The sequence below is a fragment of the Campylobacter rectus genome (assembly GCF_004803795.1).
Taxonomy (GTDB): domain Bacteria; phylum Campylobacterota; class Campylobacteria; order Campylobacterales; family Campylobacteraceae; genus Campylobacter_A; species Campylobacter_A rectus.
Genome location: NZ_CP012543.1, coordinates 1,617,061 through 1,636,243 on the forward strand (window position 1 = coordinate 1,617,061; position 19,183 = coordinate 1,636,243).

Here is a 19,183-nt window from a genome sequence, read left to right on the forward strand (position 1 = left end):
GCCTATTCCTTGTCGTCTTTGAAATTTTCAACCGCTTTGTTCCACATAAGTTTGTATTTTCGTTTTAAAAACTCGACTTCTTCTTGCGAATTTTTTAGCTGCGACGTTAGCGTCTCGACCGTGCGGCGATCCTCGTCGTAAAGCTCTTGCATCGAGATTAACGCCTCTTTTAAAAATTTATTTTCGTTGCGCAGGGTCTCTAGCGTCTCGTCTTTAGCATCAAGCACCTTTTCGTGTAAATTCAGTATCGTGCCGATCGTCTTTTCTACGAAGCTAAAACCGTCCGCGCCGATCTGCGGAGCCGGCACGGCCACGACGCTAGGCACCACGCTCATCGTGCCTTGGCTAGCCTCTATGAGGATCTCGCCGCCCTCTTCTTTCGTATTTAACACGCCGCGGTTTATCATCCCCTCGATCACCTCGCGCTCCAGGTGCACGAGCTTGCAAAATTCGTCGATATTTAAGTATGTCTGCATCTTTGCTCCTTTAGGCGAGTAAAATTTCCACCTTCGCCGAGTCCTCCTCTACTTGCTTGGCTTTCGCCGCTCGGTCGGCTTTTAGCGCGTCGCCCAGATTAAGGTCGTTTAGGGCCAAAATTTGTAGCGCCAGATAGGCTGCGTTTACCGCGCCGACCTTGCCGATAGCCACGGTGCCTACGGGCATGCCGCCGGGCATCTGCACGGTCGAATAAAGCGCATCCACGCCGCTAAGCGCCGAGCCGCCCATCGGGATACCGATCACGGGGCGAGTGGTGTTTGCCGCGATAGCGCCCGCTAGATGCGCTGCCATGCCGGCAGCCGCGATAAATACCTGCGCGCCCTTTTCTTCGGCTGCAGCGACATACTCGCTCGTTCGCTTCGGACTTCTGTGCGCCGAGCTGATGATTAGCTCATAAGGGACATTAAATTTTTCAAGCACTTTCGCCGCCTCGCTAACTACGTCGTAGTCGCTCTTGCTTCCCATTATTATAGATACGAATTTCATTTTATTTCCTCTCTTAAAAAGCTAAATTTAGGCAGCCTAGCGCCCAAATTTACTTCGTTTTCATTGCCGCTGTGGATCTCGGCGATCTCTTTGCCTTTTTTGGTTACGAGTTTTTTAAATTTGATAAATTTCTTACCGTTGCGACCGAAAATTTGAGAGATTTCGCTCTCGCGCTCATCTATCTGCGAGCCTATGGGCGCTACGATCTCATACTCGCTACCCGGGAAAATTTTATATTTGCATTTAAAAAACTCGCCGTCTAAAGTCAAAGCATTTACCTGATGAGTGCCTTCCTCTAGGCTGCTGGCGTGATTTTGCGTATCAGCCTTTTCAAACGGACGATTTACCAAGTAGCCGTCGGTAAAGCCGCGATTTTTTAGCGTATTTAGCTCGCCGGCGTAAATTTGCGCGTCAAATTTGCCAGCCATAGCGTCATCGACGGCCATACGGTATGCTCTAGTCGCACAGGCGGCGTAGTATTCGCTTTTCGTGCGGCCTTCGATTTTTAGGCTATCGACCGTGCCGCTTTCGATGATATCTTTGATGTGCGCGGATAAATTTAAGTCTTTGGAGTTCATTATATGCGTGCCGCCTTCGTCCTCCTCGAGGCGAAATAAAACCCCGCTTTCATCGCTTTTTGCGTAAAGTTCGTATTTAAACCTGCAGTCGTTTGCGCAGCTGCCGCGGTTTGATTGGCGGCCGCTTTGCACGGAGCTAACCAAACAGCGCCCCGAATACGCAAAGCACATCGAGCCGTGAATGAAAATTTCGATATCCAGCGTCGGGATTTGCTCTTTTATCTTCACTACGTCTTTTAGGCTCATTTCGCGTGCTGCTACGATGCGTTTTGCACCCATTTCGTGGTAGATTTTGGCATCGAGCGCGTTCATAACGTTTGCCTGCGTAGAGAGGTGGATCTCGATGTCGGGGGCTATTTCTTTTGCTAGGCTCATCACGCCCGGAGTCGCGACGATAAAGGCATCGGGCTTCATCGCCGATATCGTTTGCAGGTGGCGTTTTAGCGACTCGATTTGCGAATTAAAAGGAAAAGCGTTTACCGTCGCGTAAAATTTCTTGTCCTTTGCGTGCGTGTATTCGATGGCTTCCTTAAAACTCTCTAAGTTAAATTCGCGCGCCGAACGCGTGCGAAGCGAAAAGCTCGCCACCGAGGCGTAAACCGCGTCCGCACCGTATTCTAGCGCGATTTTTAGCTTGGTTAAATTTCCCGCGGGAGATAAAAGCTCGGGCTTTAGCACTATTTTTTGCCCAAACTTTCGATCAGCGCTTCGATATCGTCGTTACTGACGAGATTTTCGGTGTGAGTATCGCCTGCGATATGCACGGCCGAGGATACGCGCTTCTCGTCGTCGATCTTACCCTCAAACAGACTGCTCATATACTTGCTAAGCGCGCGCATGACGTTGATGACGCGCTCAATCTTTTGACGATGGATGTCTTGATACTGCATCATATCCATCGCCATCATTATCTCGTCTTCCGCCATTCTGACGTTATCCAGCGTCGTTTCTGCCGCATTTTTTAGCTCGCTATTTTTTTTAAGAGCCTCGGAAAAAGTCGCGATATTAGGAAATTTTTTATGCAGTTTCGTAAAAATTTCTATATTAGCCTCTATGCCGCCGGCTATATCGCCAAGCCCGCTCTCGGCGTCCATCAAGAAATTATTGATCGCATCGAGCTTATCAAACATCTGCGTAGCTTTTTCTTCGCTGTCCTTAGTGACGTCGTCTAGCTGATGAACCATCTTGTGATCGTCCGTCGGTGGAGGCGGAGGCCATGGCATATTAGGAGATACGCGCATCTCGGCGCCTTCGTAGCTCATCGTCTGCTCGCCGGATACGGAGTTGCTTTTTTTAACGCTTTCCTCCGCAGGCGGCGCCTTTTCTTCCGTTTTTTCCTCGCCGATTTCTTCGTCCTCGAAATCGCCCGCCATCAAGGCGTCAAGTTCTTCTTGCGTCATAAAAACTCCTATTTAAATTTGGGCTGATTATATATAAATTTAATGAAATGTAAGTTTAAAAAGCAAAATTTTATCCTTAAATTTATCAAATTTTAGGTAGCATTTGCAAAATATTTAAGGATAAAAATGAGAGTCGATCTGCACAACCACACCCCGCTTTGCAAACACGCCGTAGATGAGCCCAGGCAGTATGTTTTGAGCGCGATAAATTCGGGCTGCGAGTATTTCGGTTTTAGCGATCACGCGCCGATGAAATTTGACGAAGCGTATCGTATGGATTTTTCGCAAATGCCCTCTTACGAGAGCGAAATTTTACGCCTCAGAGACGAATTTGACGGGCGGATCAAAATCCTGCTCGGCTACGAAGTCGATTTTTTAGAAGGCTTTATGGATGAGCGGGTTTTAACTAGAGAGGTCGATTATCTCATCGGTTCGGTACATTTTTTAGGCGGCTGGGGCTTTGACAATCCCGAATTTATCGGCGAATACGAAAAGCGCGACATAGATCAAATTTGGCGGGATTATTTCTACTATATCGAAAAGATGGCAAAGTCGGGCAAATTTGACATAGTTGGGCATTTGGATTTGCTAAAGGTGTTTAAATTTATGCCAAAAACCGACGTTAGAATCCTCGCTAAAGACGCTATTGACGCTATAAAAAAGGCAAATTTGACGGTCGAGATAAATGCAGCGGGCTTTAGAAAACCCATCGGCGAACAGTATCCGAGCATAAATTTACTAGAAATGATCGCCGAAAAAGACATACCTATCACGTTTGGCTCTGACGCGCACGCAAAGGATCAAGTCGGTCTAAACGGCGAAAAATGCGAGCAAATCGCCAGAAATTTGGGCTTTAGCAAGTGCGCGGTATTTAAAAATCGCGACAGGGAATTTGTAAAATTTTAGATCGGGTAGAAAATTTTATTTAAATTAATCTTAAAAGTAAAATTTTATGATACAATTACGAAATCAATAAACACAGGAGCGAAAAATGGGAAAATTTGTAAAAAGCGTCGATCATTTTTTTGATTTTTGCAAAGAACACGAGGTCAAATTCGTGGATTTTAGATTTACCGATATGAACGGCGCTTGGCACAGTATCACGTATAACATAAAATCCGTAGAGAAGGAGCATTTTGAAAACGGAGTGCCGATGGATGCGAGCTCGCTGGGCGGCTGGCAACCGATAGATAAAAGCGATATGCTAATGTGCCCGGAGGCTACCAGCGCCTTTTTAGACCCCTTTACTGCAGATGTTACGGTAGTCGTTTTTTGCGATATTTACGACATTTACAAGGGTCAAATTTACGAAAAATGCCCGCGCTCGATAGCCAAAAAAGCGATGGCCTACATCAAAGAAAGCGGTATGGGCGACGCGGCGTATTTTGGCCCGGAGAACGAATTTTTCGTATTTGACAACGTAAAAATCGTCGATAGCCCAAACTGCGCGATGTATGAAGTCGATACCGAAGAGGGCGAGTGGAATGACGCCAAAGATTTTACCGACAGCTACAATACGGGCCACCGGCCGCGTAGAAAAGGCGGATATCTGATGACGCAACCGACCGATAGTATGGTCGATCTGCGCGCAGAGATGATGCAGGTTTTAGAGCAAGTAGGGCTCGAGGTCTTCGTCGGACACCACGAGGTCGCGCAGGGGCAGGGCGAGATCGGCGTAAAATTTGGCACCCTAGTCGAAGCCGCCGATAACGTGCAAATCTACAAATACGTCGTCAAAATGGTCGCGCATCTAAACGGCAAGACGGCGACCTTTATGCCAAAACCGCTCTACGGCGACAACGGCAGCGGTATGCACGTGCATCAGTCGGTATGGAAGGACGGTAAAAATTTATTTTACGGCGAGGGAAACTACGCAAATTTAAGCGATTTCGCGCGTTGGTATATCGGCGGGATTTTAAACCACGCAAGGAGCGTCGCGGCCTTTACGAACCCTAGCACAAACAGCTATAAGCGCCTAATCCCGGGCTTTGAAGCACCGTCGATACTCACCTACTCCAGTCAAAACCGCTCGGCCTCGATCCGCATACCATACGGCTCGGGCGAAAAATCGGTGCGCGCGGAAATGCGATTTCCAGACAGCACGGCAAACCCGTATTTGGCCTTTTCGGCGATGCTGATGGCCGGGCTTGACGGCGTAAAGCACAAAATGGAGCCTGTGGGCCCGATGGATGAAAATTTATTTAAACTACATCTCGATGAGATCCGCGAACGCGGCATCGAGCAGCTCCCGCATACGCTACGAGGCAGCCTAGAGGCGCTCATCCGCGACAACGAATACCTCCGCCCGATAATGACCGAGACCTTTATCGATGATTATCAGCATTATAAATTTGAAAGCCAGGTGTGGCCGTATGAGGCAAGACCGACGGCGTATGAGTTTAAAACCTGCTTTTCTTGCTAAATTTAAGGGATTATAAAATCCCCCTTTAGCTTTTTGGAGTCAAATTTCGCGCTTTTTTATTTAGCTGGAATTTAACTCCTTCCGCGATTTTATCGAATAAAAATTTTAATAAATTAAATAAAATCTACGGTTATATTTTAAAAACAGCGGCTTTTATCTTGACAAATCAGCCTTTTTTATATATAATTACGTTTCGTTTTTTGAAAAAATTTGTCTTGTTAGCTCAGTCGGTAGAGCATTTCACTTTTAATGAAGGGGTCGCTGGTTCGAGTCCAGCACAGGACACCATTTTTTATTTTTAGACCCTTTCGTCTAGTGGCCCAGGACTCTACTCTCTCAGTGTAGCAACAGAGGTTCAAATCCTTTAAGGGTCGCCACGATTTAGTCTTTTCGGTCGCTTAGCTCAGTTGGTAGAGCGCCACCCTTACAAGGTGGATGTCATAAGTTCGAGTCTTATAGCGACCACCATTTTAGGTGCAGCGGTAGTTCAGATGGTTAGAATGCCGCCCTGTCACGGCGGAGGTCGCGGGTTCGAGCCCCGTCCGCTGCGCCATTTGTCTTGTTAGCTCAGTCGGTAGAGCATTTCACTTTTAATGAAGGGGTCGCTGGTTCGAGTCCAGCACAGGACACCATTTTTTATTTTTAGACCCTTTCGTCTAGTGGCCCAGGACTCTACTCTCTCAGTGTAGCAACAGAGGTTCAAATCCTTTAAGGGTCGCCACGATTTAGTCTTTTTGGTCGCTTAGCTCAGTTGGTAGAGCGCCACCCTTACAAGGTGGATGTCATAAGTTCGAGTCTTATAGCGACCACCATTTTAGGTGCAGCGGTAGTTCAGATGGTTAGAATGCCGCCCTGTCACGGCGGAGGTCGCGGGTTCGAGCCCCGTCCGCTGCGCCATTTGCCTCGTTAGCTCAGTTGGTAGAGCATATCACTCTTAATGATGGGGTCGTAGGTTCGAACCCTACACGGGGCACCACTGCTTTAATCATTGTTGGCCCTTTCGTCTAGCGGTTAGGACACCAGCCTCTCACGTTGGTAACACGAGTTCGATTCTCGTAAGGGTCACCAATCCGATTTTTAAAATCCCGTAACTTTCAATAAAAGCTCAATAGTAGATTGCTTCGATTCAAAAATTCGATCTCGCCAAATCAAGTTTTTGTCGTTTGATACAAAAAGGCTATTGTTTTTTTGGTAAAGGCCCCATCCAAGAGAGCCGATTGGCTCTCGCTAGCTCCCAAATCTAAAATAAAAAAGGCAATCTCTACGCCGACCCAAATTAACTGCAGCAAATATAGTCTTTTTTAAATGCTGTTTTAAGGCCAATAAAAGCAGCCGCTTTCGGAGCTAAAATTTTATTCATCCAAAAGAGCGCTATTTAAAACAAAGCAAAAATCAAGAAAAAATAAAAATACCGCCCCCCAAGCTCTCGCATATCCTTCGGCTAATCCGCCTAACACCCAAACAAGACGCTCGGCGCAATAAATATTTTGAGTTTGTAGGGATGCTTATACAAATTTAAATATGCGGCATCCTCTTTGCATCCGCTTTTTAAAACTCCGCAGTGCGCCCAAAAGCAACAAAAATAATTACGCTTTTTAAATTTTAGTCGTATTTTTGTTATTAGTCGCCCGACAAACGCGCTTGACCGAATTCTTACCCCCATCATCCGTCCTGCTAGAGCCATCTTGCGCGTTAGTATCAAAGCCCGCAAGTCCGACATTTTTCGCAGATCAGCGCCGCATCATAAAAAATGTCAAATTTAAGACGAAATTTAAGCATAAATATAGCCGCTTCGGCAGTGCATATCAACAAAACAGGCAAAAATTTGCCGTTTGGCAAATACGCCCAAAATTTTCTTAGTCAAGTAGCGTCCGACTTTTAAAAATGCCGTATTTTGCGGTCCAGCATAGTGTTTGCGCAACTCGAAAAATACTCAAAAAGTCGCTAATATATAAAAACAGATGCAAATAATTTGGCTCTCTTTAACTTAAGCTTATACAAAAGGAGTAGTAAGTTACGACGAGAACTATGTTCTTGAAAAGTAACGAGCGTGGCGAAGTTAAAAATAAGTAAATTTTCAGGTGAAATTTCCAGCTCGCAAGCCCGCCTAGAAAACTTCGCTTTATAAACCTGCCTGCAGCACCGCTTTCGCTTGCTTTGAAATAGATGAAAGCCACTTCGGATCTAAAAGAGTAAGAGGTCTTGTGCTTAGCTTCACTTTGTTTGCTACTGCCTCCTGAAAGGCTACGAGTGTAGCGAAGTAGAGCAGACGGGAGATATGCTAAACATAGATTAGATATGCTAAACATAGATTATCTAAATTTAAAAGTATCTTCTCGAGTGTAGCGACCGCAAGGAAGCTAAGCAAAGAGAATTTTCTGTTGCACCAAAAGGAATGCGAATTTAAACTACATAGGAAAACTTATATCAGAAACTGTTGAAATTGATAAGAGGTCTTGTAAGTAGCAACGCAAGTCGCAGCTAAAAATCCAATTAAGTTTAATTGAGCCATAATTTAATCGTTTTTAAGGATTATCTTTGATAATTAAAGGATTTTTATCGCAATCCTTTCGCGTTATTTTTTAAATCAACTCCGATAAATTTTCTACCTCTGTTTAAAATTTCAAATTTACGGCAAAAGCCCCGACAAAGCGGTCGATTTTTGCCGTTTTAGCCAAATTTGACGGAATTTTCCAGCCTCCTTTTTGCGGCCTGCGTGATGTTCTCCTCGTAGTCGTAATACTCAAATGTCGCGCCATGCTGAAACGCGCCGTTTAGGATGTCGCCGCTTTGGCGATTTTTGAGGTCTATCTCGGCGATCTTAAAGCCGTCCAGCGTCTCGCAAAACTCCCTTAGGCGCGTCGGCGGACTTTTGAGCTTGGTAAACAAAAAGCAAAATCCGCTCCCGCCGTTTCGCCCTACGCGCCCGCGCAGCTGATGTAGGCTCGCTAGCCCCAGTCTCTCCGCGCCCACGATCACGATCGTACTAAGCCGCGGCAGCGAGATGCCGACCTCGACCACCGTCGTCGAGAGCAGTACGTCGCCCCGCTCACGAAATTCGCGCAGCACCTGCTCCTTTTCCTTGTCTTTGCCGTGCGTGACATAGACGTTTGCAAAATTCGCCCGCCAAAAATCCTGCGCATCCTCCAGCCCCTGATAGTTCGAGCTTTCACTGCTCTCAACCAGCGGATAGATCACGGCAATCTGCCTGCCTTTGGCGATTTGAGCTTTGATGTGCGCCAACAGCTCGCCGAAGTCCGCACTTTGTAAAATTTGCGTGTGGATATGCTTTTCAAAAGGCATCTGTCGCAGGAAGCTAAACTCCGCAAAGCTGCTTTGTATCATACTTAGCGTGCGCGGGATCGGCGTTGCCGAAAACTGCACCACGTGAGCTCTCGGCTCGTTAGATTCGCGCAAATTTACGCTCTTAGCTCCATTTTTTTGCGCGCTCCGGATTTTATCATTGCCTTTTTTGTCCGTGCTTAAATTTTTCAGTCCGTTACTTTTTTCTGACGGGCTTAAATTTTCTCGCCCGTCGCCCGCGTCTTTTGTCGCCAAGCTTGCAAATTTGTCGCCGAGAGTTTTGTTAAATTTCTCTACACTTTTAACGCTATTTTCGCTGTAAATTTGACCGCCGAGTATCTCATCGCTTTCATCTTTATTTTTGAGCGTCTCGCTAAATTTACCTTCATTTTCGTCGTTGCAGATTTGTTTTTCGCTAAAATTTTCACCGCTTAGCTTGCCGATTTTTACTATGCCAAGTTTATCAAATTTGCCGTCCGCTTCGGCAAAATTTAAAATTTCGCCGTTATGTTTTGCCGCCGCTAAAAGGACATTTTTACCGTTTTCGTATTTTGTGCCGTTATCAAATTTCACCTTCTCTTCGCCGTCAAATTTGCTCTCCACCTCGTCAAGCTGCGGGTTTTGCCACAGACCTCCGCTAGCTAGAGCGTTGATTTTCTCGCGCTGATTCGAGCCGAAACGGTGCTGCTCATCTATCATCACCAAAGGCGCGGCGGGCAAGCTTTGATAGAGCAAAACGTGCGTGCCTATGATGAGATTTACGCCGTCAAATTCGGGCTTGTCGCCGCTTTTGATAAGCATTATCCGCATGAAATCAGGCAGCAAACGCACCGCTTCGGCGTAAATTTGCTCGGCTAGTATCGACGTGGGCGCCATGATGAGCGCGGGACGGGGATAGACGCTAAGCGCGGCGGCTAGCATAACAAGCGTCTTGCCGCTGCCCACATCGCCCATCACGACGCGTCGCACCGCCTCCTCGCCACCAAAATCCGAGCGCAGATCGGCGATAGCATTTAACTGATCGTCTGTGGGAGCAAACGGCAAATTTTTTAGCCATTCCGAGATACTAAAAAGCTTGATTTTAGGCGCCTTAAAATGAGTTTTTTTAGAATTTAGCTTTTTTAAGTAGTTGTAAATTTCAACGAATTTTAGCACGTCTTCGCCCGCTTTTTCTCGCACGAGAGCCTCCAGCATTCGGGCGCTTTTTTCATCCCCTCTGTGCAAACCAAGCAAAAACTCCGCCTCTTCGCGCAAAAGCCCGGTTGCGAGTAAATTCGGCAAATTTACGTATTTTTGGATCAAATTTTTAAACGAATCGTCTCTAAGGGAAAGTTTGTATTTTGGTATGATTTCGTTTATTTTCGTGACGATTTTGGGGTTGGTTAGCTGCCACGAGCCGTAGGCATAGGCGCATTTGCCGCTCACAAACACGCTCTTGCCGACTTTAAAAGCGCCGTAGTGCCAGGGCTTGGCGTTAAAAATCACGATTTTGACGCTTTGCCCCCATGCCTCGCATCGGCACTGCGCGTGCAGCATCCCGCCCTGACGATATGCGCTTTTTATCTCTACGGCGATGCTGACGTGCCCGTCTTTTGGCGCGGCGGCCAGGCTCGTATCCTCGAAGCTTTTAGGAAGCTTAAGTGCAAGGTCGAGCAGAGTGGTTACGCCGATTTTTTTTAGATCTACTCTGTCTTTTTCATCAAATTTCATTGTAAAGCACGGCGAAACTAAGCTTTTCTATCTCCGCGTGCTCTGCGATAAACGCGTTTAGCTCGGCAAGTTTCAGCTTTGAGATTTTTTCTAACTCGTCTTTAAAATTTCCTAGCTTAAAGCCGTTGTAAAACTCGCCCTGAGCGATACTTAGGCGGTTAAAAAGCGTCTCTTGGCGAAGCGGCTGAGAGCCCAGCAAAAATCTTTTGGCCTGCGCTAGCTCGCCCGCCTTCACGCCGTTTTTGACGAATTTTTTAAACTCATCCTTCACGACCGCGACCGCCTCGTCTCTGCTCTCGTTTTTGGTTTGCAGATAACCCCAAATTTGCGAGTAACTAAGCGCGAATTCGCTCCTAGCATACGCCGAATACGCGAGCCCTCGCTTCACGCGGATCTCCTCCATCAGCCTACTGCCAAAACCGCCGTCGCCGAGGATAAACGTCGCAACCCTGGCCTTAAAGCGCTCTTCGCAAGGGACGCTAAAAGGCGCACCGAAATAAACATAAGCCTGTTCGCTAGGCTTGATTATGATTTTTTCGCTTAATTTCTCGCTGGTCTTTAGATGCTTTAGCTCGCGCGGTTCGCCTACTTTTAACGAGCTTAAAACCTCATCCAAATTTAGCTCTTCCGGCGCTACCTCGCCGCCTAGAACGACGAATAAATTGGCTAGATCAAGCTTGCTAGCGATGAAATTTTTCACGTCCTTTAGCGTGATGCTTTCTACGCTTTGCTTCGTGCCGATGCTAGGTCTTGCCAGATTCGTGCCCGGATAAAGCAGCTCATTTAACGCGGTTTTGGCTAGATAGTCGTAGTCGCTCTCGTTGCCCGAAATCTCGCCCAGCGTCAAGGTTCGCACTTTTTCAAGGCTTTTTTGACTCAAATTCGGCTCATCCAAAAGCTCCTTTAGCTTTGCAAGCGCAAAAAAAAAGTGCTCCTTTAGGCAGTTTAGCTCAAAAGAAAACGTCTCAAATCCGGCGCTCGCATATAGGTTGATCGCGCGCATCTCAAGTTCTTTAGCAAACGCCGACGCGCCCTTGCTTAGCGTGCCTTCGTCGAAAATTTTCGCGACGAATTTAGCCAGTCCGGCCTTCTCCTCCGCGCAAACTCCCGCGACTTTAAAAATAAGCTTAAGGCTCACCACGGGCAGGGTTTTGCCGGCCTCAAAAACGGCCGGGATTTGTAGATTTTTAGCTTTTAAATTTATGATTTTCATTCGTAAAACCTTTCTAAAATGTCGTAATTGGTATTGCGTTTGGCGGGTTTTTCGCCGATGTCTTTGATGAGACGTATCATCTCGTCTTGATTCATTCGGTAGCTAGCGCCCGCGGCCTTGACGACGTTTTCCTCCATCATCGTGCTACCCAAGTCGTTTGCGCCAAACAGCAGCGCCAGCTGCCCGATGTAGCTGCCCTGCGTGACCCAGCTGCTTTGGATGTTGGGTACATTGTCCAAAAACAGCCTGGAGACGGCAAGCAGGCGCAAATAGCGGTTCGAGCTTTGCTTTTTGATCTCGGGGTGCTCGGCGGCTAGGCGCGTGTTTAGCCCCTGAAAACTCCACAAGATAAACGCTCGAAAGCCGTTTGTAGCGTCCTGTAAGCGTCTAATATGCTCCCAGTGCTCCACGATCTCGCGCGTAGTTTCGACGGTGCCAAACATCATCGTAGCCGTCGTTTTTAGCCCCTCCTCGTGCGCCTCGCGGTGGATGCGCAGCCACGTCTGCACGTCGCATTTTTTAGGCGCGATCACGTCGCGGACGCGGTCGCTTAGTATCTCGGCTCCGGCGCCGGGCATAGAGTAGAGTCCCTTTTCTCGCAACCTACGCAGCGCCTCCCTCGTGCTGATGCGCGAAATCCTCGCGATATAGTCGATCTCGACGGCGGAAAATCCGTGAATCGCGACGCTCGGGTAGTTTTTCGCGATAAATTCCACCAGATCCTCGTACCACTCGATTTTTAGCTTCGGATGCACCCCGCCTTGAAACAAAATTTGCGTTCCGCCGATGGCGATGAGCTCTTCGATCTTACGCCCTATCTCGTCAAAGCCCAGCACATAGGCATCCTCGTCCTTATGATCGCGGTAAAACGCGCAAAATTTACAATCCACCCAGCACGCATTCGTGTAATTAATATTTCTATCCACGATAAAGGTCGTGACGCCCTGGGGATGTAGCTCTCGTTTGCGCGCCAAAGCCATCGCTCCAAGCTCGTTTAATTCGGCATTTTCTATCAGATTTACCGCCTCATCCGCGCTTAGTCTAGTCAAATTTTTCCTTTAAATTTTTACGCGAGTTTAGCGAAAAATGCTTTTATCTTTGATAAATTCGCGTTTTTTAATACTTTCAGATTGCCGTTTTGTGCATTTTTTAAACAATTTAACGACAAAGCTAAAAATTTTGATTATTTTGCGCTTGCTATCGCGCTTGTCCGGGTTATACCGTCAAAAAGCCGACTCATCGGCCGCAGGTAGCTAAATTTTACCCGCTCGCAGACTGTGGTAAATTTGACGCGATACTTCGCTTGGATATAAGACGCCCGTGGAGTATAACCATAAAAAGCGCCGTGTATTGTGAGCCTACACAACATTTTGTCAAAATCAAGATGATTGGTTATAATCCCGCAGGGTCTCAAGATAAAAGTCGTATGTATATAAGAGAAATTGTTTTGAGCCGGATGGGGTTTGGTTTTATATAGATAATTTATCGCAAAGACAAGCCATTATGTCCCGTTTTTTGAATTTACAAGGATAAATTTGAATATGAAGGCTATATTAAAAATAATTAAAATTTCAAAAACTTCAAAATACATTATGTCCATATGTATCATTATGGCAATCATTTCATCTATGCTAGCGGTTTTACCCTCTTGGTTTCTTGGCTTTACCGTCACTTCTCTTTCCAAGGATACTTTTAGCGGATTTATTTATGACTTTGTTAAAATATTTGTAGAATCCCCTGCAAAATATAATTTAGCCGTCGCCGGAGTCGTTTTGTTTTTACTTTCGTCGATTCTTTTTATTATTTTTAGAAATTTCTTTTGCTATATAGCCATTACTACCGCTCAATACATAATTATTAACGTAAGAAAAGAATTATTTAAGAAATTAACCAAAATAGACTTTAAAGAAATTACGAAACGCTCAAAAGGCGATTTAATATATATTCTAATGAACGACACTCAGAGGCTTGAATATATATTTGAAAGACCGTTTTATACCATTTTTAGCGATGTTTTTGATTTTATTTTCATTTCCATATTTTTAATATATCGAACCTATGATTTTTATGATACTACTTATTGTGATGCCTTTTATTTACATATTTAGCATAAAGACAGCTAAAATACAAAAACGGACTTCGTCTATTTCTCAAGAAGCGGACTCTAAAATGACGGTTGCAGCAGAGCAATTATTAAGCGGGTATGAAACCATAAAGTCGTTTAATGCCGAAAAAACGGAATGCGAGCGGTTTGATAAATTATCGGAAATATCGTATAACAATAGAAAAATAGGCATAAAAAGCTTATCGATTTTTATGCCTATCGAAGGATGTCTTAGGACGATAGGTATTTGTTTGGTTTTATTGTATGCCATACACCAAATAAATCTCGGACTGCTAGAAGTCGGAACGATTGTAGTCTTTTCCGACTACTCATATAGATTTTATAATCCGGTAAGAAATGTATTTAATTACCTGCAAACGATACAAAAATCAATTGTTTCAATTGAAAAAATTTTACAATTCTTAGAAATAGAAGATGAAAAAGAAAAAAACATAGCAATAAAAAATCAAAACAACATAAACCATCCAATCTTGGTAAGAAATTTAAAAATAAAAATAGACGATAAAGTGCTAATAAGCAACATATCGTTTGTGTGCAACAAAAATGAACTTATACAAATAAGAGGACAAAGCGGAAGCGGCAAAACATCGATAGTAAGAGCATTGATAGGTTTATATAAAGTTGATGACGGTATGATTTTTATCCACGGAAAAGATATCAATTCATACTCTAATATCGAGCTAAGAAATATTATATCCTATTGCGGCCAATATGTATTTTTACATAATGATACCGTTTTGAAAAATATTTTTTATCCGGATTGCGGATACGATACGAACAGGGTTTTGCCATACTTAAAAAAACTTAATTTGGATCATATGGACAACGATGAACTAATCGGCGATGGCGGCAATAAGCTTTCGGGCGGAGAAAAACTAAGAGTAGCATTTTTAAGGGCTATTCTTAAGAATTCTAAAATTTTAATTTTAGATGAAACGACATCATCGTTGGATACGGATAATGAAGATATCATAATAGAAACATTAAAAGGACTAAAAGAAGACGGCTGGACTATTATTTTTTGTACTCATAGCACCAATGATAAGCTTAACCGCATAACAGATCAAACCATACACATACGAAAGGATGCCTATGAGTGATCTTTTTCCAAATGAAAATATATGCAGATAATGATGAAAAAGCAAAAGCCGTGATAAAATACGAGATGCCGGATAGTTCATCTTCGCTGCACTCGCAGCTTTTCAAGAAGTAGTTACGAGTAAATTTGCTTATCTTCTCACGCTCTTTGGACAATAAAACTCCAATATTTTTTAGAATTTTATTGACGGAGAATCTAGAAGTATTAGCGAACCGGACTATTTTTATGGCTTATATATCGGCAGAAATACCATAAAATTTCTTTAAATTTAACCTCTGAAATTCTTGAACGGACTATGCGTTTGTTTTTACCTTCGCTTAGCGTCGCTTCACCGACTACTGTCGCTTAAAGGCTTGAGACCGCTCGTTATTTTATAAGAATATAGTTCTCATCGTAGCTTGCCGCTGCTGAAGCTAAAGAGAGTCTTTGATTATTTTCGTCCGCTGCTGCACCGATCCGGACTACGCCGTCAAAAAGGCGAGTTGCACACTTGCAAACTGCGACAAATTTAATACAAAAGCTCTTTTAAATTTTATTTTCATCTGTTTTTGCTCAAATTTTTATCCAAATTTTAGAAAAAATCCCAAACGAATTTCGCTAATCGCAAAACATTTTAAACTAAAGGGCAGAAGTGAAAAATTTAGTTTTAGATGATGATTTCGGCGCTAGTTTTTGTCGGATGCGCGGTAAATAAACCGACTACTGCCGAGCAAAACACGCAAAAGCACCGCTACGCCAATAGGCAAACTACCAGCATCAAGGCGTCGTAAGCGCCAAATGCGCAAGCATCAAGGCGCGACGCGAGACCGTTCTCATCATAGTGCAAGCAAAGGGCTCTGTCCTAACGCGGCGACTGCACCGACTCGAAACAATGCGCAAAAGGCAACAAGGCGCAAGAATGCGCGCAGCGCTGCGGCGATATGAGCAAAAATACGGTAAAAACCATTCAAATGACAAAACGCGTGTCGTTTGCATCATAAATATTGAAATTTAAAGGCGACCGAGGTCAGATTTGACTACTCTTTTGTTTTTTGATTGCTTTTAGTCGAAATTAAAAGTTTAAGTCCGAAGTCGGCTTAAATTTTAAAACCGTCAAAACACCGCTATGCCCACAAATTTTAGCTGCAAATTTCGTCGCTCGTCGCAATCTCTTTTTGCTTCATTCTTAGACTTTTTAAAACGAAAATTTAACTGAGCCGCCGCTTTTTCATCTTTTAATATACCAAATTTACTTTGCTCCGTTGCCCGAATTTTACAAATTTAATTCCGTTTTTTAGCTGCGTAAAAAAGAGAACTTTAAACTTTCGCGGCAAATTTTAATCTTTTTTTATTTTTGATTTTTTAGAAAATTAAACCTAAAGGCCGATTTTATCGCATTTTTCTCAAATTTAACGCCTCGCAAATCGGTTCACTCGTTTTTGTTCGGAATTTTATTTTTACTCGCTTTCGGTAGTCCTTAGATACATTTCGGCAGACATCGACTACGCTATTTGGTCGGGAGCAGACTTAGTCTTCGTCTCAGCGATAACCTACTTTTTATAAGGAAGCTTGATCTGCCTGCAATTATCGATATCGTGATGATAATCGGCGATATAGTCGCTATAAATCCATTTTTAAAAAGCATCAACAGTTAAATAAATATTAAATTTAACTAGCCTTTTTTAAATTTTAACTAAAATTTAAGCTTGCAGGCGTCAAATTTGACTTTTTACGGTTGCGAATTTTAAACTGAAATTTAAAATGTCATAAATGCGGCAAAGAAAACAAAAACGACGTCAAAATTTCATCGCCGTCAGAATAAAAAATTTTTAAGCTATCCGCTTAAATCCGGTGGCCGTTCTCGATGAATTTATTAAAATTCTGTTTTAGTCTCGTCGTCTAAAATTTTAAGCAAGCCGGGCATCCTAAACTCGCCGCTCATCCCCTTTACGAGCCGTGCCGCTTCGTCTATATCCATACCGATCGCGCTAACGAAAAGCGGCCTTTTGCTACCGCCTCTGCAAATTTCTCTTACGAGCTTGCAGCTACCTTTAAAAGGCGATTTAGCTACTCCCACGATCTGCACTCTGCGCTCCAAGTGCTCGTATAAATGCCCGCCCAGACCGTATCCGCCCTCGTCGTCAAGATAAACGAAACCGTCGATCACGATGAGCGAGATATCCCGCACATCAAGATCCTGCAAAAGCGAGACGATGCACGGTAGCTCCCTTTTATAAAAGCTTCCGCTCTCATAGGGCGCCACGTCGCCGACTGCTTTCGAGATGGTTTTGATCGGCTTTTCGTCGCTAAAGTTTTCAAACAAAACCCCTACGACTTTAGCCTTGCTTCCCACATAATACGCATCTACGGCAAGTTTCACCGCTATCCTTTTCGTTTAAATTTTAGCAGCACGAAAGAGGCGACTTGGATTAAAGCATCAAAAGTCGCCTCAAAAGCTCAAATTTAATCTCGCTGTAAAACGACTTTATTGCCTTTGGTGCCAAGCACGCGCACCTTTGTGCCCTCGGCTAAATTTCCGTCGTAGCGCCACAAAGTACCCTTGTAATAAACCATCCCCTCTCTGATCTCGCCATCGCCGCTCTCGTTTAAAAAGTCGTCCTTAACTTCGTTTTCGTGCGAATTAAATTTGGCCTTTAACGGCTTTCTAAGCGCAAAAAGCAAGACTAGCGAGGTGGTAGCGATGAGTAAAATTTGATACTCCCAAGCGATATCGATAAAAAATCCCAAAACTCCGACCGCTAAAAATCCAAGTCCGAAAAATAGTACGAAAAAGCTACCCAGCATAAACTCGAGCGCTATGAGCGCCACGCCTGCAGCCAGCATCAAGTACACGGGTATCATTTTGCCGCCCTAGCGCCCAAAAAGTCCTTTAAAACGCTTAGAGAACCGATGAGCTCGGTCGCTTCGTAAGGGACTAAAATTTTATCTTTCGAGCCGTTTTTGGCTAGCTCGTTAAAGGCTCCGACGCGGTCGCGCGCGAGTAGGAACTCGGCGGCTTTTGCGTTTTGCGCCATGCTTTCGTTTATCATATCCATCGCCTCTTTTTGAGCCGTAGCTAGCGCGATTTGCTCGTATTTTTTCGCATCGGCCATACGCTCGATAGCCTCGGCTTGCAGGACTTTTTCTTGTTTTAACGCCTCGGCGTTGCGGATGAGTGCCTCTTTTTCAGCCTGCGCCTTTAGCTCGATCGCGCGTTTTTCGCGCTCTGCTTTCATTTGCAGATTCATCGCCTCTTCGATGCCGTGCGGGACGGAAATTTCGGAGATTTCGACGCGCATGATCTTTACGCCCCAGTTATCGGCGGCATCTCCGAGCGCTCTTTGCAGCGCGGAGTTTAGGCGGTCGCGCGAGCTGAGCGTATCGTCAAGGTTCATCGCGCCTATCTCGCCTCTTAGCGTCGTCATAGCTAAATTTGCGATCGCGCGTTTGTAGCTATCGACGTTATATAGGGCCATTTTGCCGTCGACGACCTTTAAAAACACGATACCGTCGACGCTGATATTTACGTTATCCTTCGTGATAACTTGTTGTTTTGAGATATCTACCAGCTGCTCGCGCACGGTGATCTGCGCGCGGATCTGATCTACAAGCGGGATAATGATGTGAAATCCGCCGTCAAGCACCTTATGAAATTTACCCAGACGCTCGACGATATAAATATCGGACTGCGAGATAATCTTGATACCGGATTTTAAAAACAAAACCGCAAAGGCCAGCACGACCACGGCAAATACGATAAACGGGATACTGTCTTCCATAACTGCTCCTTGAAATAATTTTCATAATTTTAGCCGTTTTTTGCTAAAAAGTCAGCACCCAAGCCGAAATTTTTAGTATAATTAGCCAAAATTTAAGGAAAAATAATGAAAAATATTCTGTTTTTAGCGGCGGCGATGATATTTGCGGGCTGTGCGGCGAGCAAGAACGCAAGCGATAGCGCAGTAAATAGCCAAAAATGCGGCGGCACGGAGGTCTTTGAAACGTGCGGCGCCCAAATAGACAAAGAAAATCTAGTCGGCGTTTATGAGGCAAAAGTGCTTTGTGACGGCTGTGGCAAGGATTCAAAAAGCGTCTTTACGATTTCTGCCGACGGGACGTTTAAGATCGATACCATTTATCAAAAAAAGATCGCTCAAAGAGAGCTGCAAACGGGCATTTACGAGATAGCCGGCAACACCCTAAGAGTGACGAATCAATACCGCGAAAAGTTAAATTTCGAGATTAGCGGCGATACGCTTCGCCAGATCAGCAACCAAAACAGCTTTATCAAAGAAAATTTCGCTCAGGAGCGCATCTACAAAAAGCTAGAAGCCAACTAAGCGGCAAATTTAGCGCTCAAATTTAACCCG

General features: G+C 44.7%; 15 protein-coding genes, 10 tRNA genes and 3 pseudogenes. 17 read left to right on the forward strand and 11 right to left on the reverse strand.

The features are described from left to right. Positions 1-2: 2 nt before the first annotated feature. From CRECT_RS07655 to CRECT_RS07670, 4 genes are read right to left on the reverse strand one after another with little or no spacing between them, the layout of a single operon-like run. Positions 3-476: a DUF3972 domain-containing protein gene (locus CRECT_RS07655; protein WP_004318966.1), complete on the reverse strand. Its 474-nt coding sequence runs from the start codon at positions 474-476 to the stop codon at positions 3-5. Positions 477-486: 10 nt separating this feature from the next. Continuing rightward, positions 487-984, reverse strand: coding sequence for a 5-(carboxyamino)imidazole ribonucleotide mutase (gene purE, locus CRECT_RS07660; protein WP_004319103.1), 498 nt, complete (start codon positions 982-984; stop codon positions 487-489). Next, positions 981-2,240 (reverse strand): peptidase U32 family protein, encoded by a 1,260-nt coding sequence (locus tag CRECT_RS07665; RefSeq protein ID WP_004318907.1) that lies wholly within the window; start codon positions 2,238-2,240, stop codon positions 981-983. The genes purE and CRECT_RS07665 overlap by 4 nt, the downstream gene beginning before the upstream one ends. Further along, complete coding sequence (locus CRECT_RS07670) at positions 2,240-2,962, reverse strand: hypothetical protein (RefSeq protein WP_004319021.1); 723 nt, start codon at positions 2,960-2,962, stop codon at positions 2,240-2,242. Before CRECT_RS07670 ends, CRECT_RS07665 begins: the two co-directional genes overlap by 1 nt. A gap of 126 nt (positions 2,963-3,088) precedes the next feature. On the opposite strand from CRECT_RS07670, the gene CRECT_RS07675 reads away from it, so the two are divergent. The 13 genes and pseudogenes from CRECT_RS07675 to CRECT_RS13220 form a co-directional block, all read left to right on the forward strand. After that, positions 3,089-3,868, forward strand: coding sequence for a histidinol-phosphatase (locus tag CRECT_RS07675; RefSeq protein ID WP_004319082.1), 780 nt, complete (start codon positions 3,089-3,091; stop codon positions 3,866-3,868). A gap of 85 nt (positions 3,869-3,953) precedes the next feature. Next, positions 3,954-5,384, forward strand: a complete 1,431-nt coding sequence (gene glnA / locus CRECT_RS07680) for a type I glutamate--ammonia ligase (RefSeq protein ID WP_004318891.1) — start codon at positions 3,954-3,956, stop codon at positions 5,382-5,384. A gap of 212 nt (positions 5,385-5,596) precedes the next feature. Next, a tRNA-Lys gene (locus tag CRECT_RS07685) sits at positions 5,597-5,672 on the forward strand. Between the two features lie 13 nt (positions 5,673-5,685). Beyond that, positions 5,686-5,761 (forward strand) — tRNA-Glu (locus tag CRECT_RS07690). Positions 5,762-5,776: 15 nt separating this feature from the next. Further along, a tRNA-Val gene (locus tag CRECT_RS07695) sits at positions 5,777-5,852 on the forward strand. 8 nt (positions 5,853-5,860) lie between these two features. Then, a tRNA-Asp gene (locus CRECT_RS07700) sits at positions 5,861-5,937 on the forward strand. A 3-nt stretch (positions 5,938-5,940) separates the two neighbouring features. Beyond that, positions 5,941-6,016 (forward strand) — tRNA-Lys (locus tag CRECT_RS07705). A 13-nt stretch (positions 6,017-6,029) separates the two neighbouring features. Continuing rightward, a tRNA-Glu gene (locus tag CRECT_RS07710) sits at positions 6,030-6,105 on the forward strand. Between the two features lie 15 nt (positions 6,106-6,120). Then, positions 6,121-6,196 (forward strand) — tRNA-Val (locus tag CRECT_RS07715). 8 nt (positions 6,197-6,204) lie between these two features. After that, positions 6,205-6,281 (forward strand) — tRNA-Asp (locus CRECT_RS07720). Between the two features lie 3 nt (positions 6,282-6,284). Next, a tRNA-Lys gene (locus tag CRECT_RS07725) sits at positions 6,285-6,360 on the forward strand. Positions 6,361-6,377: 17 nt separating this feature from the next. Next, positions 6,378-6,452 (forward strand) — tRNA-Glu (locus tag CRECT_RS07730). A gap of 1,229 nt (positions 6,453-7,681) precedes the next feature. Then, positions 7,682-7,869 (forward strand): annotated as a pseudogene (locus tag CRECT_RS13220) (hypothetical protein); the annotation flags it as partial. Between the two features lie 185 nt (positions 7,870-8,054). On the opposite strand, the gene CRECT_RS12665 reads toward CRECT_RS13220, so the two are convergent. Genes CRECT_RS12665 through CRECT_RS07750 form a run of 3 tightly spaced genes read right to left on the reverse strand, consistent with a single transcriptional unit; the run spans position 8,055 to position 12,659 of the window. Continuing rightward, on the reverse strand, positions 8,055-10,397 hold the full coding sequence (locus CRECT_RS12665) for a DEAD/DEAH box helicase (protein WP_004318922.1): 2,343 nt from the start codon (positions 10,395-10,397) through the stop codon (positions 8,055-8,057). Beyond that, positions 10,387-11,610: a M16 family metallopeptidase gene (locus CRECT_RS07745; RefSeq protein WP_004319117.1), complete on the reverse strand. Its 1,224-nt coding sequence runs from the start codon at positions 11,608-11,610 to the stop codon at positions 10,387-10,389. The genes CRECT_RS12665 and CRECT_RS07745 overlap by 11 nt, the downstream gene beginning before the upstream one ends. Next, positions 11,607-12,659 carry a dehypoxanthine futalosine cyclase gene (locus CRECT_RS07750; RefSeq protein WP_004319037.1) on the reverse strand — a complete coding sequence of 351 codons (1,053 nt, stop codon included), beginning with the start codon at positions 12,657-12,659 and terminating at the stop codon, positions 11,607-11,609. Before CRECT_RS07750 ends, CRECT_RS07745 begins: the two co-directional genes overlap by 4 nt. A 579-nt stretch (positions 12,660-13,238) precedes the next feature. On the opposite strand from CRECT_RS07750, the pseudogene CRECT_RS12670 reads away from it, so the two are divergent. Continuing rightward, positions 13,239-13,986, forward strand: a pseudogene (locus CRECT_RS12670) (ABC transporter transmembrane domain-containing protein); the annotation flags it as partial. Positions 13,987-14,241: 255 nt separating this feature from the next. Next, positions 14,242-14,835 carry an ABC transporter ATP-binding protein gene (locus CRECT_RS12675; protein ID WP_257792193.1) on the forward strand — a complete coding sequence of 198 codons (594 nt, stop codon included), beginning with the start codon at positions 14,242-14,244 and terminating at the stop codon, positions 14,833-14,835. A 118-nt stretch (positions 14,836-14,953) separates the two neighbouring features. Here CRECT_RS12675 and CRECT_RS12680 read toward each other — a convergent pair. Continuing rightward, positions 14,954-15,131, reverse strand: a pseudogene (locus tag CRECT_RS12680) (IS1595 family transposase); the annotation flags it as partial. Between the two features lie 129 nt (positions 15,132-15,260). Here CRECT_RS12680 and CRECT_RS07765 point away from each other — a divergent pair. Further along, a complete protein-coding gene (locus CRECT_RS07765) occupies positions 15,261-15,488 on the forward strand; it encodes a hypothetical protein (RefSeq protein ID WP_004319090.1) in 228 nt (75 codons plus the stop codon). A gap of 1,198 nt (positions 15,489-16,686) precedes the next feature. On the opposite strand, the gene CRECT_RS07770 is transcribed toward CRECT_RS07765, so the two are convergent. From CRECT_RS07770 to CRECT_RS07780, 3 genes are all read right to left on the reverse strand, one after another. After that, positions 16,687-17,193 (reverse strand): endonuclease V, encoded by a 507-nt coding sequence (locus CRECT_RS07770; protein ID WP_004319092.1) that lies wholly within the window; start codon positions 17,191-17,193, stop codon positions 16,687-16,689. A gap of 83 nt (positions 17,194-17,276) precedes the next feature. Then, the gene (locus tag CRECT_RS07775; protein ID WP_004318924.1) at positions 17,277-17,675 is read right to left on the reverse strand and encodes an NfeD family protein; all 399 of its coding nucleotides are present in this window, start codon (positions 17,673-17,675) and stop codon (positions 17,277-17,279) included. Beyond that, positions 17,672-18,592 (reverse strand): SPFH domain-containing protein, encoded by a 921-nt coding sequence (locus CRECT_RS07780; protein ID WP_004319066.1) that lies wholly within the window; start codon positions 18,590-18,592, stop codon positions 17,672-17,674. Before CRECT_RS07780 ends, CRECT_RS07775 begins: the two co-directional genes overlap by 4 nt. A 105-nt stretch (positions 18,593-18,697) precedes the next feature. Between CRECT_RS07780 and CRECT_RS07785 the strand changes: the two genes are divergently transcribed. Beyond that, positions 18,698-19,153: a copper homeostasis protein CutF gene (locus tag CRECT_RS07785; protein WP_004318953.1), complete on the forward strand. Its 456-nt coding sequence runs from the start codon at positions 18,698-18,700 to the stop codon at positions 19,151-19,153. Positions 19,154-19,183 lie beyond the last annotated feature (30 nt).